13 protein-coding genes are annotated in these 14,824 nt (G+C 73.7%); 5 read left to right on the top strand and 8 right to left on the bottom strand.

Going from position 1 to position 14,824, the window contains the following annotated elements; genetic code table 11:
• Positions 1-40: 40 nt before the first annotated feature.
• The 6 genes from cysC to AC07EG_RS24010 form a co-directional block, all read right to left on the bottom strand.
• Entirely contained in the window at positions 41-1,867 is a 1,827-nt protein-coding gene (cysC, locus tag AC07EG_RS24035; RefSeq protein WP_478255409.1) for an adenylyl-sulfate kinase, read from the bottom strand.
• A complete protein-coding gene (gene cysD / locus AC07EG_RS24030) occupies positions 1,867-2,787 on the bottom strand; it encodes a sulfate adenylyltransferase subunit CysD (protein ID WP_478255408.1) in 921 nt (306 codons plus the stop codon). The genes cysC and cysD overlap by 1 nt, the downstream gene beginning before the upstream one ends.
• A gap of 334 nt (positions 2,788-3,121) precedes the next feature.
• Positions 3,122-3,748 carry an alpha-ketoglutarate-dependent dioxygenase AlkB gene (locus AC07EG_RS24025; protein ID WP_478255407.1) on the bottom strand — a complete coding sequence of 209 codons (627 nt, stop codon included), beginning with the start codon at positions 3,746-3,748 and terminating at the stop codon, positions 3,122-3,124.
• A 34-nt stretch (positions 3,749-3,782) separates the two neighbouring features.
• Complete coding sequence (locus AC07EG_RS24020; protein WP_478255406.1) at positions 3,783-4,442, bottom strand: response regulator transcription factor; 660 nt, start codon at positions 4,440-4,442, stop codon at positions 3,783-3,785.
• Positions 4,414-5,025 (bottom strand): helix-turn-helix transcriptional regulator, encoded by a 612-nt coding sequence (locus AC07EG_RS24015; protein ID WP_478255405.1) that lies wholly within the window; start codon positions 5,023-5,025, stop codon positions 4,414-4,416. Before AC07EG_RS24015 ends, AC07EG_RS24020 begins: the two co-directional genes overlap by 29 nt.
• Positions 5,026-5,036: 11 nt before the next feature.
• On the bottom strand, positions 5,037-6,725 hold the full coding sequence (locus AC07EG_RS24010; protein WP_478255404.1) for an AfsR/SARP family transcriptional regulator: 1,689 nt from the start codon (positions 6,723-6,725) through the stop codon (positions 5,037-5,039).
• Positions 6,726-6,786: 61 nt separating this feature from the next.
• Between AC07EG_RS24010 and AC07EG_RS24005 the strand changes: the two genes are divergently transcribed.
• The 5 genes from AC07EG_RS24005 (at position 6,787) to AC07EG_RS23985 (ending at position 12,959) form a co-directional block, all read left to right on the top strand.
• Positions 6,787-7,461, top strand: coding sequence for a winged helix-turn-helix domain-containing protein (locus AC07EG_RS24005; protein ID WP_478255403.1), 675 nt, complete (start codon positions 6,787-6,789; stop codon positions 7,459-7,461).
• Positions 7,458-8,702 (top strand): sensor histidine kinase, encoded by a 1,245-nt coding sequence (locus tag AC07EG_RS24000; RefSeq protein WP_478255402.1) that lies wholly within the window; start codon positions 7,458-7,460, stop codon positions 8,700-8,702. Before AC07EG_RS24005 ends, AC07EG_RS24000 begins: the two co-directional genes overlap by 4 nt.
• 82 nt (positions 8,703-8,784) lie before the next feature.
• A complete protein-coding gene (locus tag AC07EG_RS23995; protein ID WP_478255401.1) occupies positions 8,785-9,741 on the top strand; it encodes an AAA family ATPase in 957 nt (318 codons plus the stop codon).
• 3 nt (positions 9,742-9,744) lie between these two features.
• On the top strand, positions 9,745-10,863 hold the full coding sequence (locus tag AC07EG_RS23990; RefSeq protein ID WP_478255400.1) for a DUF58 domain-containing protein: 1,119 nt from the start codon (positions 9,745-9,747) through the stop codon (positions 10,861-10,863).
• Positions 10,860-12,959, top strand: coding sequence for a transglutaminase TgpA family protein (locus AC07EG_RS23985; protein WP_478255399.1), 2,100 nt, complete (start codon positions 10,860-10,862; stop codon positions 12,957-12,959). The genes AC07EG_RS23990 and AC07EG_RS23985 overlap by 4 nt, the downstream gene beginning before the upstream one ends.
• Before the next feature lies 1 nt (position 12,960).
• On the opposite strand, the gene AC07EG_RS23980 is transcribed toward AC07EG_RS23985, so the two are convergent.
• Both AC07EG_RS23980 and AC07EG_RS23975 read right to left on the bottom strand, forming a co-directional pair.
• The gene (locus tag AC07EG_RS23980) at positions 12,961-14,184 is read right to left on the bottom strand and encodes a serine/threonine protein kinase (protein WP_478255398.1); all 1,224 of its coding nucleotides are present in this window, start codon (positions 14,182-14,184) and stop codon (positions 12,961-12,963) included.
• Positions 14,185-14,191: 7 nt separating this feature from the next.
• Positions 14,192-14,806, bottom strand: a complete 615-nt coding sequence (locus tag AC07EG_RS23975; RefSeq protein ID WP_478255397.1) for a TetR/AcrR family transcriptional regulator — start codon at positions 14,804-14,806, stop codon at positions 14,192-14,194.
• Positions 14,807-14,824: the final 18 nt, after the last annotated feature.

Raw genomic sequence — 14,824 nt, 5'->3', positions numbered from 1 at the left:
GACCTCCTGCGGTCGAACATAGCAAGGGAACAGCCGCTGGTTATCCCAGCAGCGCGAGGACCAGCGCGGCCATCGCCGCCGGGTCGCCGTCCTCGGGCCGCAGCACCAGCTCCGGCGCCTCCGGGACCTCGTACGGGTCGTCGACCCCGGTGAACCCGCTGATCAGGCCCGCGCGGGCCTTGGCGTACAGGCCCTTGGGGTCGCGGTCCTCGCAGGTGGTCAGCGGGGTGTCGACGTGGACCTCGAAGAACGGCAGACCGGCCAGTTCGTGCGCGGCCCGCACCTTCGCCCGGTCGGCGCGGTACGGGCTGATCAGCGATACCACCGCGACCACCCCGGCGTCGGCGAACAGCTTCGCCACCTCGCCGGTGCGCCGCACGTTCTCCACGCGGTCGGCGGCGCAGAAGCCGAGCCCGGCGTTGACCCCGGTGCGCAGGTTGTCGCCGTCGAGCAGGTAGGCGGGACGGCCGTCGGCGACCAGCCGCCGCTCCACCTCGGCCGCCACGGTGGACTTGCCGGAGCCGGACAACCCGGTGAGCCAGATCGTCGCGCCCCGCGTGCCGCGGTCCTCCCTGGTCACCGCGGTGCCCTGCCAGACCACGCCGGTGGTGCCACCCGGCCCGAGCACGGTGCCCGCCGCGACGGTGGCGCCGGACTGCTCGTCGACCAGGATGAACCCGCCGGTGGCCCGGTTGCGGCGGTACTCGTCGAAGAACAGCGGCTCCTGCGTGCGCAGGCTGATCCGGCCGATCTCGTTGAGCGCCAAGGAATCGGCGGTTTCGTCGCGGTGCAGGGTGGTGATGTCCAGCCGGTAGTCCACCGACCGCACCAGCGCCCGGGTACCGCGGGTGGTGTGCCGGATGACGTACTTGCCGCCTTCGGCCAGGTCGGTGCGCTCGGTCAGCCAGCAGACCATCGCGTCCAGCTCCTGGCTGACGTGCGGCTGGTTGCGCGGGCGGCAGATCAGGTCACCGCGGCCGACGTCGAGCTGCCCGTCGAGCTGCACGGTCACCGCCTGCGGTGGGAACGCCTCGGCCAGCGGTTCACCGCCGGGCCCGCAGATCGCGGTGATGGTGGTCTTCGTGCGCGAGGGCAGCACGAGCACCTCGTCGCCGGGCTTGAACACCCCGCCCGCGACCGTGCCCGCGTAGCCGCGGAAGTAGCCGCTCTCCTGCTGCCGCCGGATCACGTACTGCACCGGCAACCGCGCGTCGATCAGGTTCCGGTCGGAGGCGACGTGCACCTCTTCCAGCTGGTGCAGCAGCGAAGTGCCCTCGTACCACGGCATCGCCGTGCCGCGGTGCACCACGTTGTCACCGGTGAGCGCGGACAGCGGGATGAAGGTCAGGTCGTGCACGTCCAGTTTGGTGGCGAACCGGCCGAATTCGGTGCGCAGCTCGTCGAACCGTTCGCGCGAGAAGCCCACCAGGTCCATTTTGTTCACACACAGCACCAGGTGCGGAATTCCCAGCAGGGAGGCCAGGAACGCGTGCCGCCGCGACTGTTCGACGATGCCCTTGCGCGCGTCGATGAGGATCAGCGCGAGGTCGGCGGTGGAGGCGCCGGTGACCATGTTGCGCGTGTACTGGAGGTGGCCGGGGGTGTCGGCGATGATGAACTTCCGGCGTGGGGTGGCGAAGTAGCGGTGCGCGACGTCGATGGTGATGCCCTGCTCGCGTTCCGCACGCAGGCCGTCGGTGAGCAGGGCGAGGTTGGGCTGCTCCTCACCGCGTTCGCGGCTGGTGCGTTCGACCGCGGCGAGCTGGTCGGTGAACAACGCCTTGGAGTCGAACAGCAACCGGCCGATGAGCGTGGACTTGCCGTCGTCCACGCTGCCCGCGGTGGCGATCCGGAGCAGTTCGCCCATCAGAAGTACCCCTCCCGCTTGCGGTCTTCCATGCCCGCCTCGGAGATCCGGTCGTCGGCGCGGGTGGCACCGCGTTCGGTGACCCGGCTGGCGGCCACTTCGGCGACCACCGCCTCGGGGGTGGCGGCGGTGGACACCACGCAACCGGTGCAGGTGGCGTCGCCGACCGTGCGGAAGCGCACCAGCTTTTCGTGCGGCTGCTCGTCCGGGCGCGGGCTCAGGTGCTCGGTGACGGCGAGCAACATGCCGTCGCGCTGGAAAACCGTGCGCCGGTGGGCGTAGTACAGCGGTGGCAGCTCGATCCGCTCGTCGGCGATGTACTGCCAGACGTCCAGTTCGGTCCAGTTGGACAGCGGGAACACGCGGATGTGCTCACCGGGGCGGTGCCTGCCGTTGTAGAGGTTCCACAGCTCGGGGCGCTGGTTGCGGGGGTCCCACTGGCCGAACTCGTCGCGGAAGCTGAACACGCGCTCCTTCGCGCGGGCCTTCTCCTCGTCGCGGCGGGCGCCGCCGAACACCGCGTCGAACCGGTGCTCACCGATCGCCCGCAGCAGGGTGGTGGTCTGCAACCGGTTGCGGCTGGGCTCGTCGGCCACGCGCCCGGCGTCGATGTCGTCCTGGACCCTGGCCACGGTCAGCCGGACGCCGAGCTCCGCCGTCGTGCGATCGCGGTATTCGAGGACCTCGGGGAAGTTGTGGCCGGTGTCCACGTGCAACACGCCGAACGGCAGCGGGGCCGGCCAGAACGCGCGGGTGGCCAGGTGCAGCATGACCACGGAGTCCTTGCCGCCGGAGAACAGCAGCACCGGCCGCTCGAAGGTGGCCGCCACCTCACGGAAGATGTGCACCGATTCGGCTTCGAGGGTGCGCAGGTGGGACAGCTGGTACGTGCTCGCCATCGGCCCACGCTCCTCCGCCATTGGTAGAACGTGTTCTAATTTGCCAGTCGGCGGCGCTCGGGTCAACGGGTCCAGGGGTGCGCTGTTCTCCGGTCACCTCACGGGGCGGCGGCCCCTCTTGGTCTTGGCGGTCACCTGTGGCTCGTTGGTCGTGGCTGAGGCGGGCCTGCTCGCCGCCGGGGTCGGCGTCGGCGTGCTTGGCATTGCTGTCCGGCTCGTCGAACGCCACTCCGTGGAGCCGTTCCTGGCCGTGATGCTGGGGCGGCCCTGCCGTCACGCTCCAGCCAAGCGAGTGGCGGCCGCCCTGCTGGTTCTGGCGGTCACCTGGGCCGGAATGCGCCTGCGGGTCAAGCGGTCAGCGGACTCCTCTCGGGCGGAACTGGATGCTGATCCTCGGTCCCACCGGTTTGCTCGTCTTCGGGATGGCGTGCTCCCAGGTGCGCTGGCACGAACCACCCATCACGATCAGGTCGCCGTGGCCGAGTGGGCGTTTCACCGGCTCGCCGCCGCTGCGTGGCCGCAGGGCCAGCGTCCGCGGCGCGCCGACGGAGACGATCGCGACCATGGTGTCCTCACTGCTGCCGCGGCCGATGGTGTCGCCGTGCCAGGCGACGCTGTCCCGGCCGTCCCGGTAGTAGCACAGCCCCGCGGTGCGGAACGGCTCGCCGAGTTCCGCCGCGTAGTGCGCGCTCAGCCGCTTGCGCGCCTCGGTGAGCACCGGGTGCGGCAACGGCTGCGACTCCTCGTAGAAGCACAGCAACCGCGGCACGTCGACGATGCGCTCGTACATCCACCGCTGCTCGCCGTACCACGGCACCTCGTGCACCAAGCGCTCGAACAACTCGCTCGCGCCGGTGAGCCAGCCGGGCAGCACGTCGATCCAGGCGCCGTCACCCAGCGTGGTGCGCTCGAGGGCGCCGAGCGGGCGCAGGCCGACCTCCGCCCCGGTGTCGAACAGGGAACCCTGCAGCTCTGTGGCCATGCTCCCGACCATACACGATGATCGAACACCTGTTCTACTGGTCGAGCCGGTACCCCACCCCGCGCACGGTGTGGATCAGCGGCGGGTTCCGCAGCTTGCGCCGCAGTTGCGCGATCACCACGTCCAGCACGTTCGACGCCGGACTGGCCATCTCGTCCCACGCCGTCCGGATCAGCTCGCCGCGCGCCACCGGCCGCCCGTCCGCGGCGAGCAGCAGCCGCAGCACGGTGAACTCGGTGCGGGTCAGCGTGAGCAGCACCCCGCCGCGGCGCACCTCGCGCCGCCCGAGGTCGACCTCCAGGTCGGCCCGCCGCAGCACCGGCGGCGGGCCGGTGCCCGCGCGGCGGCACAGGCTGCCCACCCGCGCCACCAGTTCCGGCACGGCGAACGGCTTGACCAGGTAGTCGTCCCCGCCGTCGCGCAGGCCCGCGATCCGCTCGGCCACCGCGTCCAGCGCGGTCAGGAACAGGACCGGGACCGCCCAGCCCGCCCGCCGCCGCGCCCGCACGTAGGCCAGCGAGTCACCGGCGGGCAGCATCCGGTCGAACACCGCGCAGTCGTAGGCGTTGACGTACAGCGCCTCGTCCGCCGCCGGGAGGTCGGCCGCCGCGTCCACGGCGAACCCGGTGCCCCGCAAGGCTCCCGCCACCGCCGCCCGCAGGTCCTCATCGTCCTCGACCACCAGCACACGCACCCAGCGATGCTACGGGAACCGGGTCCGGTGACCCGGCGGGCAGCCAGCCGCGGTCCGCCGCCCGCGCACCCGCCTGGAACCGGCTGCGCGCCCCGAGCCGCAGCATCAGGTCCGCCGCCGTCCGCCGCACGGTCCGCACGGAGATCCCCAGCCGCAGCGCCGCCGATTCGTCGGTCACTCCCTTCGCCAGCAGCGACAGCAGTTCGCGTTCGCGGTCCGACGGCGGTTCCTCCCCGCGTGGCGCGGAAACCGCCCAGATCCGTTCGAACAGCTCGACCGTGGTGCCGACCACGCCGGGCAGTTCGAACGCCGCGAAACCGCCGCGCTCGGCGGGGAGCACGGCGACGGCGCGGTCCACCACGAGCGCGTCCGACGGCACGCTCGGCGCGGTGCGGACCTCCGCGTTGCCGGGCAGGGCGAACTCGCCGGGGCACAGCACGCGGTAGGCGACGCCGCGGCGCAGGTTGTACCGGTCGACCTCGCGCGGCCGGGCCAGCGCGAGCGAACCGGTGCTCATCACCAGCACCTCGGCCGTGGCCGAGGCCAGCAGGGCGGACAGTTCCCGGTGTCCTCGATTCAGCACGGCGACCCCCATCACGCCACCCGCACCGGCAGGCCGGTGGCGGCCACCGACCGCACCGCGGGGTGGCAGGCGTAGACCTCGCCGGGCCGCGGGTCGAGCAGGTGCCGGTCGGCCAGCGCCTCCAGCGCCCGCACCGCTTCGCCTCGGCTCAGCCCCGCCACCTCGGCGGCCAGCCGCACGTCCAGTTCGGCGTACCGGCCGAACCCGGCGAACAACCGCCGCTCCGGCTCGGCCAGCCGCCGGTAGGACGGCTCCAGCAGTTCGGCCATGCCGGGCAGGCCGTCGGCGGCCAGCCGGCGGGCCAGCCCGCCCACCGTCCACAGCGGACGCGACCGCAGCCGGGCCGCGGCGGCGCGGAGCACGGCGGGCAGGCCCCCGCACAACCCGACGACCTCCGCCACCGCCGCGGGTTCGGCATCCGTGCGCCAGTCCCCGACGCCGGTGCGGAACACCTCCGCCGCGGACCAGGCGTCCAGCGGCGCGAGCGTCAGCCCGCGGCCCCCTTCGACGGCCAGCGCGCGGTTGCGGGTGGTCACCAGCACCAGGCAACCGGCCGTGCCCGGCAGCAGCGGGACGACCTGGGCCGCGTCGGCCACGTCGTCGAGCACCAGCAGCACCCGCCGCCCGGCCAGTTCACCCCGCCAGCACGCGGCGCGTTCGTCCGGATCGGCGGGGATCGCCGAATCGGGCACCCCCGAGGCGCGCAGGAGCCGGGCCAGCACCTCGGCCGCGGACAACGGCCTGGTCCGTGCCCGCAGGTCGACGAACAACCGCGCGTCGGGGTAGTCCGTCGAGACCTCGTGCGCGAACCGCACCGCCAGCGCGGTCTTGCCCACCCCCGGCATGCCGTCGACCACCAGCACCGGCACCGGGCCGCCGGTCTGCCGCTGCGTGCGCAGGGTGTCCAGGTCGACCTCGCGGCCGGTCAGCGACGGCAGGTCCCGCGGCAGGTCGCAGCACCGGCGGCGGCCACCGGGTTCCCTCGCTTCGGCGACCGCGGCGTTCAGCTCGGGACCCGGCTCGATGCCCAGTTCCGCGGACAACACGGTGCGAGCCCGGCCGAAGGCGGTGACGGCCTCGTCGCGCCTGCCCGCCCGGTGCAGCGCCCGCACCAGCCGGGTCCACGCGGCCTCCCGCAGCGGGTCCTCGTCGGTCAGTTCGCGCAGCAGCGCGATGGCTTCGGAGAAGCGGGCCCCGGCCAGCCAGGCGTCGGCGAGGCAGAGCCGGAGTTCACCGCGGAGCTCCGCCAGCCGGGCGAGCACCGGCTCGGCGAACTCGGTTTCGACCCCGTCGAACGGACGGCCGCGCCAGTGGGCCAGCGCGCCGGTGCACAGCTTCGCCGCGGTTTCGGCGTCGCCGTCGGCCAGCGCCCGGTGAGCCGCCGGGACCGCCGCGGCCACCAGGTCGGCGTCGAGTTCGCCGCGCTCGGCGCGCAGCCGGTAGGCCCCCGGCCTGCTCTCGATCCGGTCTCCCGGCAGGGTTCGCCGCAGCTGCCAGATGTAGGTCTTCAGGTTCGCTTCGGCCGACGCGGGCGCGGCCTGTTCCTGCCAGGTCGCGCCGATCAGCTGAGCCACGCTGGTCCAGCCGTTAGGGTTCAGCAGCAGGGTGGCCAGCACCCTGGTGGGTTTCCTGGCCCCCAGCTCGAGCACAGCCCCGTCCGGCGTCTGCGCCTCGAGCGGTCCGAGCACCCGGAACAGCAAGCCGCACCTCCTCGTTCGGTTGATCCGCGGCCCACCTTCCAGCAGCACACATGAGGATTCGATGACAGCTTCAGGCCAGGCGCGGGTGATGGTGGTCGAGGACGACGAGGACCTCCGGGTGGCGGTCTCGGCCGAGCTGCGGGCCGCCGGGCTCGACGTGCTCACCGCCGCCGACCTGGCCACGGCCGGACGCCTGGCCGGGCCGCTGGCCTGCGCCGTGTTCGACCGGATGCTGCCCGACGGCGACGCGATCACCCACGTGCACCGGCGCCGCCAGGCCGGCTGGGCGGTCCCGGTGTTGTTCCTGACCGCCCGCGACACGCTCGCCGACCGCGTCGACGGCTTCGCCCACGGCGGTGACGACTACCTGGTCAAGCCGTTCGCGCCGGGGGAGCTGACCGCGCGGGTGCTGGCGCTGTGCCGTCGCGCGGGCGCCGGGCGGCCGTCGGTGCTGCGGCACGCCGACCTCGAGGTCGACTGCGCCCGCCGCGAGGTCCGCCGCGGTGGTGTGCTGCTCACCCTCAGCGGCAAGGAGTTCGCCGTGCTCGAGTACCTGGCGGCCCGGCCGGACCAGGCGGTGCCGCGGGCCGAACTGCTGGAGCACTGCTGGGACGCCGAGGCCGATCCGATGTCCAACGTGGTCGACGTGGTGGTCCGGCGGCTGCGGCGCAAACTGCGTGAGCCCGACCTGATCCACACCGTGCGCGGGCACGGCTACCGGCTGGCGGCTTCGTGAAGAGCGTCTCCGCCGAGCGCCTGCGCCGCCTGCGCCTGCTGCTGACCGCGTTGTTCACCGCGCTCAACGCGGCCGGGCTGGTCCTGCTGGCCTGGCTCGTCCTGGAGTCCGACCGCGCACGCGGCGAGCAGTGGCTGGACGGCGAACTGAACCGCGTCACCTCCACCGCCTCGCGCGTGGTCCAGTACGGCGACGGAATCGTCACCGACTACATCGGCAAGGACGTGCTGAGCGACCAGTGCCCGCAGTTCGCCGTGCTGCCCGGCGGTGCGGCGACCCCGTTCGCGCCGTACTACAGCTCACGGGTCTGCGTCGAAGTGGACCGGGCCGAGCTGGACCGGTTCGCCGCGCGGGCGGTCAGCGAGAACCTGGCGCTGTCCACCTACTTCGACGACGGCGCGGTGCGGGTGCGGGCCGAGCCGCTGCGGAACGAGTTCGCGCAGAACGTCGGGGCGATCGTCGCCTGGGTGGACACCGCCCAGGTCGAGGCCGCCCACCAGCGCCTGGTGCTCGGCGTGGTCGCCGGGTGCGTGGTGCTGGTCGCCGCGGTCGCGCTGGCCGGGCACGTGTTGTCCGGCCGGGCGATCCGGCCCGCCGCCGCCGCGCTGGAACAGCAGGAGGTGCTGCTCGCCGAGACCGCGCACGACCTGCGGACGCCGGTGGCCGCCCTGCGGGCGCTGGCCGAAACCGCGGTCCGGCACCCCGACCAGCACGCCGAGCTGCTGCCGCGCACGGTCCGGCTGGCCGGCCGGATGGGCGGCATCATCGACGGCCTGCTGGTGCGGGCGCGGCTGGCGGCCGGGGTGGAGCAGCTGGCCATCCAGCCGGTCTGGCTGGACCAGCTGGTCACCTCGCTGGTCGAGGAGACCCCGCACGACGGCGCCAGGGTCACCGTCACCGCGGCGGCCACCAAGGTCTCCGCCGACCCGGCGCTGCTGCAACGGGCCATCGGCAACCTGCTGGACAACGCGCTGCGGTACGGGAAGCTGCCGGACCAGCCCGCCATCGTGCACGTCACGGTGGCCGGTGGCCGGGTCACCGTGGCCGACCACGGTCCCGGCATCGACGCCGCGCTGGCCGAGGAGGCGTTCGACCGGTTCACCGGCGGCGGCGGTTCGTCCGGGCTGGGCCTGTCCATCGTCAGCTGGGTGGCCCAGGCCCACGGCGGCACGCTCGGCGTGTACAACGCCGAAGAGGGCGGCGCCATCTTCGAACTGAGCCTGCCGGTGCTGCGTGACTGACCGGGACCGATCGGGGGACCGGTCCCCGGCCGGACGGCCTATTCTCGCCGGGCAGGTGGAATCGTTGGCAGGGGGAGGGGAAGTGACCCAGCCGAAGTCGGCCGAGGTCTACGCGCTGATCGCGGGCAACGTGCAGCAGGTGATCCGCGGCAAGCCCGAGGTGGTGCGCCTGGCGGTCACCGCGTTGCTCGCCGAAGGCCACCTGCTCGTCGAGGACGTGCCGGGGCTGGGCAAGACCACCCTGGCCCGCTGCCTGGCACGCAGCGTCGGCGGCACCTTCAACCGCATCCAGTTCACCCCGGACCTGCTGCCGGGCGACATCACCGGCGTGATGGTCTACCACCAGAAGGACGAGCGGTTCGAGTTCCACGGCGGCGGCATCTTCGCCAACGTGGTGCTCGCCGACGAGATCAACCGCGGCACCCCGAAGACCCAGTCGGCGCTGCTCGAGGTGATGGCCGAGCGCACCGCGACGGTGGATTCGGTCCGGCACGAGGTGCCGCACCCGTTCCTGGTGGTGGCCACGCAGAACCCGATCGAGATGGAGGGCACCTACCGGCTGCCCGAAGCCCAGCTCGACCGGTTCCTGATGCGGCTCTCCGTCGGCTACCCCGATCTCGACGCCGAGGTCCTGGTGATCATGAGCGACTGCGCGGGCATCAGCCCCGAGGAGCTGCCGCCGGTGGTCGACCTGGCCCGCCTGCGGCAGGCGATCGCGGAGGTGCGCTCCTCGCACATCGATCGCGCGGTGGTCGAATACGCGGCCCGGCTGGCGGCGGCCACCCGCGGGCACGCGGCGGTCCGCTACGGCGCCAGCCCGCGGGGGAGCATCGCGCTGGTGCGGGCCGCGCAGGCCTACGCCGCCACCGACGGCCGCCTCTACGTCACCCCCGACGACATCAAGGACGTGGCCGAGCCGGTGCTCGCGCACCGGCTGGTGCTGACCGCCGACGCCGAGCTGAACCAGCGCGGTGCCGGGGAGATCCTCGACGAGATCCTGGCCTCGGTGCCGGTTCCGTCGGCCAACGCGGGCCGCTGACCGATGCGCCTGACCCGGCGCGGGGTGGCCGTGCTCGTGCTCGCCCCGGTGCTGCTCGGCGCGGGGATCCTGCTGGGCCACCCGATGCTGCGGGCGCTCGGCGGGAGCTGCGCCGGCGCGGTGCTGGTGGCCGCGTTGCTGGTGGGGCGCCAGCCCAGCGTGACGGTCTCGCGGGAGGTCTACCCGGACCGCGTCGAACGCGGCCGCCCGGCCCTCGCCCGCCTGCTGGTGCGCAACGAGGGCACGCGGCGGCAGGCCGGGTTCACCGCCGGGGACCGGGTGGGTTCCGGCGTGCGCACGGTCGGCGTGCGGGCGCTCGCCCCCGGCGCGCAGGCCGGTTACCACTACGAACTGCCCACCGAGCAACGCGGCCGGTTCGAGGTGGGCCCGCTGGTGCTGGAGCGCTCCGATCCGCTGGGCCTGGCCAGGAACCGCCTGGCCACCGGGAAGTCCGTGACCCTGTGGGTGCACCCGCGGTGCCACCCGGTGCGGGCGGTGTCCGGCGGGCAGCCCCGGCACCACCACGAGGGCCGAGCCGCCGACGACGCCCTGCACGGCTCACTGGACCTGCGGGAGGTGCGTGAGTACGTACCCGGTGACGAGGTGCGGCACCTGCACTGGAAGGCCACCGCGCGCACCGGCAGGCTGATGGTCCGCGAGTTCGCCGACCCCGACCAGCCCCGGCTCACCCTGCTGCTGGACACCCGGCAGGAACGCGGTTTCGAGGAGGCCGTCGAGGTGGCGGCGTCGATGCTGAACGCCGCCGCGTTGTCCGGTCACCGCTGCCGCCTGCTCACCCCGTCCGGCGTCGACGTGTCCGCTTCGGACGGGCCGCAGGGCGCGCGGCGGTTGCTGGACGAACTGTGCGTGGCCGCACCGGAACCGGCGCCGGTGCCGCTGGTGCCGCCCGCGCTTTCGCTGGCCCGCTCCCGCGGTGGGGCGCTCGTGGTGGTCGCCACCGGGGACCCGGGAGCGGCGGCGCTGGCCCGGCTGCGGCCGTTCTACCCGGTGCTCAGCGTGTTCTCCCTCGGCACCCGGTCGACGGCGGTGCCCGGGGCGCGGGTGCTCGAAGGGCCGTCGGCGGCGGGGCTGCTCCAGCGGTGGAACGCGGTGGTCGCGTGAGGACCCGCGTGGAGACCCTCGGTGTGCTGCTCGCCGGTGCGGTGGCCGGGCTGCTGTTCGCGCCGGTGTTCGGCCTCGGCACGCTGCTGGTGCCGATCCTGGTGGTCACCGTGCTGGCGTTCGCCGTCGCGGAACTGGCCGGGCGCCAGGCTTCCCTGGTGCCGTGGCGCCCGTTGCTGGTGGCGGTGGCCGGGCTGCTGGGGCTGGTCGAGGCCGTGTTGTTCCCGACCACCGCCGCCGGGCTGCCCACCGGTGAGACGTTCGGCGCGCTGTCCGCCGGGCTGACCCAGTCGTGGCGGCTCGCGCTCCAGTCCACCTGGCCCGCCCGGCCGGACGTGCAGTTGTTCCTGTTCGTGCCGCTGGCCGTGCTGGCGGCCGCGGTGCTCGGCCTCGAACTGCTGCACCGCACGCGCAAACCGTTGCTCGCGTTGCTGCCCAGCCTGGCCGTGCTGTGCCTGAGCCAGCTGTACCTGGCGGCGCCGGGCACGTCGGCGGTCCCGGGTGCGCTCGGGTACACCGCCGCCGCGGCGATCGCGCTGGCCGGTGCCGCGCGCTGGTCGAAGACGGCGGTGGTGGCGGTGGTCGCGCTCGTCGTGGTGGCGGTCGGTGGCGCGTCCGCGGCGGCGTTGTTCGACCCCGTCGGCGGGGTCGCGTATTCGCTGAAGCAGGAGGAAACCACGCCGGTGCCACCGGCCAGGGTGGCCAGTCCGCTGGCCGAGATCGGGGCCCGGCTGGGCAAACCGGACGTGCCGTTGTTCCGGTACAGCGCACCCGGTCCGGTCGACCGGTGGTCGCTGGCGGTGCTGGACGCCTTCGACGGGGTGAACTGGAAGCCCAGCGGGGAGTTCCGGCGGCTGGGCCTGCAGATCCCGCCCGGCCCCGGCTTGACCGCGCCGGTGACCAGGCGGGAAGCGTCGGTCAGCACGGCCGGCCTCGGCGGGCCGTGGTTGCCCAGCCAGGCGTGGCCCGCCTCGGTGACCGGCGCCGATCCGTTCGTCGACGAGGGCCGCGGCACGCTGCTCGGCCCCGGCACGCCGGTCGCCTACCAGCTGAGCTGGTGGGAACCGCAGGTCGACGTGGCCAGCCTGGAGCAGGCGGCGATCGACGCCACCGCACCCGGCGGCCTCGGTGAGGTCGGCGTCATCCCACCCGGCATCAGCGAACTGGCCGACCAGGCCACCGGCGGGCAGCGGCCCTCGTTCCAGTCCGCCATGCAGCTGGAGCGCTACCTGAGCCGGCACTACCGGGTGGTCAACGGGCCGGACCGGCCGACCGGGCACTCCTGGCCGCAGCTGCGGCACTTCCTGCTGGAGAGCAAGCAGGGCACCAGCGAGCAGTTCGCCGCCGCCTACGTGGCGCTGGCGCGGATCGAGGGCATTCCGGCACGGCTGGTGGTCGGGTTCCAGTCACCCGCGCTGCCCGGTCCGGACGGGGTCTACCAGGTGCGCAACGCCGACGTGCTGGCCTGGCCGGAGGTGGCGGTGGCGGGCATCGGCTGGGTGGCGCTCGATCCCACCGGCACCGCGCAGCGCAGCCGGACCGGCGCGGGGCTCGGTGAGGTCACCGCGAAGGCCCGTGACCGCCTGCCGCCGCCGGAAGCGCTGGAGGGCGCCGGTTCCGACGACGAGGAAGGAGCCGCGCCGGACGAGCCGGAGGAAACCGGTGGTGGCGGGCCGTCGTGGTCGCTGCTGCTGGCGCCGGTGGTGGTGCTGCCGGTCGGCTGGCTCACCGGGGTGCCGCTGCTCAAGCAGCTCCGGCGCCGTCGGCGGCGCCGTGCGCTCGGCAACGGTTCGATCGCCGGTGCCTTGGCCGAGGTGCGGGACCGCCTGCGGCCGCACCGGGTTCCGGTGCGGCCGGGGATGACCGTGCGGGAACTGGCCGACGCCACCGCCGCGGTGGCCGATCAGTCCACTGTGGATGGTGTGCGGGCGCTGGCCGGTGCGGTGGACACCGCGCTGTGGTCGGGTGCCCACGCCGGTCCGGAACTGGCCGAACGCGCTTGGCTGGCGGAGGCGGCGGTCCGCCGGGGGCTCCGGCGGCGGCCGTGGCGCGACCGGTTGCGTGCCGCGCTCGACCCGCGCGGGCTGCGCCCGTAGCTCACCGGTTGCAGGTCGCGCCGCGGATCGGCCTCGGGTCGGTTTCCACCGTCTGCGCACCGTTGGTGCCCTGGACGGCGAAGCAGTACTGGAGGCCGGGGGACACCGGTACGTCGAAGGTGCGCTTGCGGTCGACGTAGGTCGCCTTGTTGGGTTGCCCGGCCGGTGCCACGATCACCACGAAGTCCAGCACGTCCGGTGTCGACCAGCTCAGCCGCACGGTGTCACCGAGGTCCTCCGGTTCGGCGAGGTCGAGCTGCAACGGCTTGGCCGGCGTGGGCACCAACGGCGCCAGCGGGACCGCCGCCCCGGACGCGGCGGCGGGCGGTTCGGCGGACCGCTGCGAGAGCAGCAGGATCGGCGCGGCGGCGAGCAGGGCGAGCGCGGCGGCGATGCCGAGCACCAGGCCAAGCCTGCCCTGGCGTTCGGCGGGCACCCGCCGTTTCACTTCGACCGGCTTGATCAGCTTGACCGGGGTGCGCGGCAGTTCGGGCGCGCGCAACCACGACAGCTCCTCGGCGACCGTCGCCGCGTGGTCCGGCCGGTCCGCGGGGTCCTTGGCCAGCAGCCGCCCGATCAGCTCGCCGAGCCGTTCGCCGGCGACCGGGGCGGGGGCTTCGTGCAGCACCTTGAGCACGCGTTCGCCGGCCTGTTCCCCCGGCTGGAAGTGGAACGGCGGCTCACCGGTCAGCGCGAACCGGAGCACCGCCCCGAGCCCGTACAGGTCGGCGGCTTCGGCCAGGGTGCCGTCGCGCACGGTCTCCGGCGCGGTGAACTCCAAGCCGGGCAGCACATCGCGGGGGAAGGCGGTCCGCAGCACCACGCCGAAGTCGGTGACCAGCGGCTCGCCCGTCTCCCGGAACAACAGGTTCCCGGGGTGCACACCGCCGTGCACGAGCCCGGCTTCGTGCGCGGTGGCGAGCGCGGAGGACAACGCCAGCCCGATGGTGATGGTGTCCTCGGCGGACAGCGGGCCGTTGTGCGCCACGAGGTCGGCGAGCGATTGCCCGCAGCGTTCCATCCGCAGCGCGGGCTTGCCGTCTGGCAGTTCCACGAGCTCTTCGGGGACGAGGATCGGCCGTGCCCCGGCGAGGGTGCGCAGGGTCGCCAGTTCGGCGTCCAGGGCCGCGCGGATCTGCCTGCTCAGCGGTGCCGGGAACACCTTGAGCGCGCGGTCGCCCTCGGCGAGCACCACCGCGACCGGTCCCCGGCCGATCGTCTCCATGGGCCCACTATCCCGGGTCACCGCCGGCGGTGACCACCCCCCGGCCGGTTCCGGTCGGGGTCAGCCGGGTCACCAGGGTGTCGATCACCTCGTCGAGCGGAAAGGGGGCGAGCACCTCCGGCAGGGTCAGGTGCTCCACCACCAGGCCGGTCATCGCCAGGTAGAGCAGCAGCACGGTGTCGCGGTCGCCGGGCAGCCCGGAAGCCAGGTGGAAGTCGATGTTCTGGGCGAGGTTGAGCTTCAGCGTCTCGGTCAGCGTGGCCTGGAGTCCCGGGCGCCGGGTGGCTTCCAGGCGCAGTTCGAGCAGGGCGAGGTAGTTGGTTCGCCCGTCGGACAGCCGCCGCACGATGTCGCGCATCAGCCTGCTCACCAGCTCGCGGTCACGCGGCGCCCGCATGAGTTCCTCGACGTCCGCGGGCTCGGGGCCGAGGCGGAGGTGGATGCGCTGACCGGCCTGGGTGAGCAGGTCGTCGCGGTTGGCGAAGTAGTTGGAGGCGGTGCCGACCGGGACACCGGCCTCGGCATCCACCGCGCGGAAGGTGAGCCCACGGGCCCCTTCCCGCGCGAGCACCTCGATGGTCGCGTCGACGAGCGCCTCGCGCCTGGCTTGGTTGCGCCGCATCACCGCAGACTACTACGA

It is taken from the genome of Amycolatopsis sp. NPDC045836, from assembly GCF_056431745.1.
The sequence above is the reverse complement of the archived record's forward strand: the minus strand, read 5'-3'. Positions and strand labels throughout refer to the sequence as shown.

Excerpts from the sequence above, each read along its gene's own strand:
- cysC (WP_478255409.1), bottom strand. The coding sequence starts at position 1,867 with ATGGGCGAACTGCTCCGGATCGCCACCGCGGGCAGCGTGGACGACGGC.
- cysD (WP_478255408.1), bottom strand. The coding sequence starts at position 2,787 with ATGGCGGAGGAGCGTGGGCCGATGGCGAGCACGTACCAGCTGTCCCAC.
- AC07EG_RS24025 (WP_478255407.1), bottom strand. The coding sequence starts at position 3,748 with ATGGCCACAGAGCTGCAGGGTTCCCTGTTCGACACCGGGGCGGAGGTC.
- AC07EG_RS24005 (WP_478255403.1), top strand. The coding sequence starts at position 6,787 with ATGACAGCTTCAGGCCAGGCGCGGGTGATGGTGGTCGAGGACGACGAG.
- AC07EG_RS23990 (WP_478255400.1), top strand. The coding sequence starts at position 9,745 with ATGCGCCTGACCCGGCGCGGGGTGGCCGTGCTCGTGCTCGCCCCGGTG.
- AC07EG_RS23980 (WP_478255398.1), bottom strand. The coding sequence starts at position 14,184 with ATGGAGACGATCGGCCGGGGACCGGTCGCGGTGGTGCTCGCCGAGGGC.
- AC07EG_RS23975 (WP_478255397.1), bottom strand. The coding sequence starts at position 14,806 with ATGCGGCGCAACCAAGCCAGGCGCGAGGCGCTCGTCGACGCGACCATC.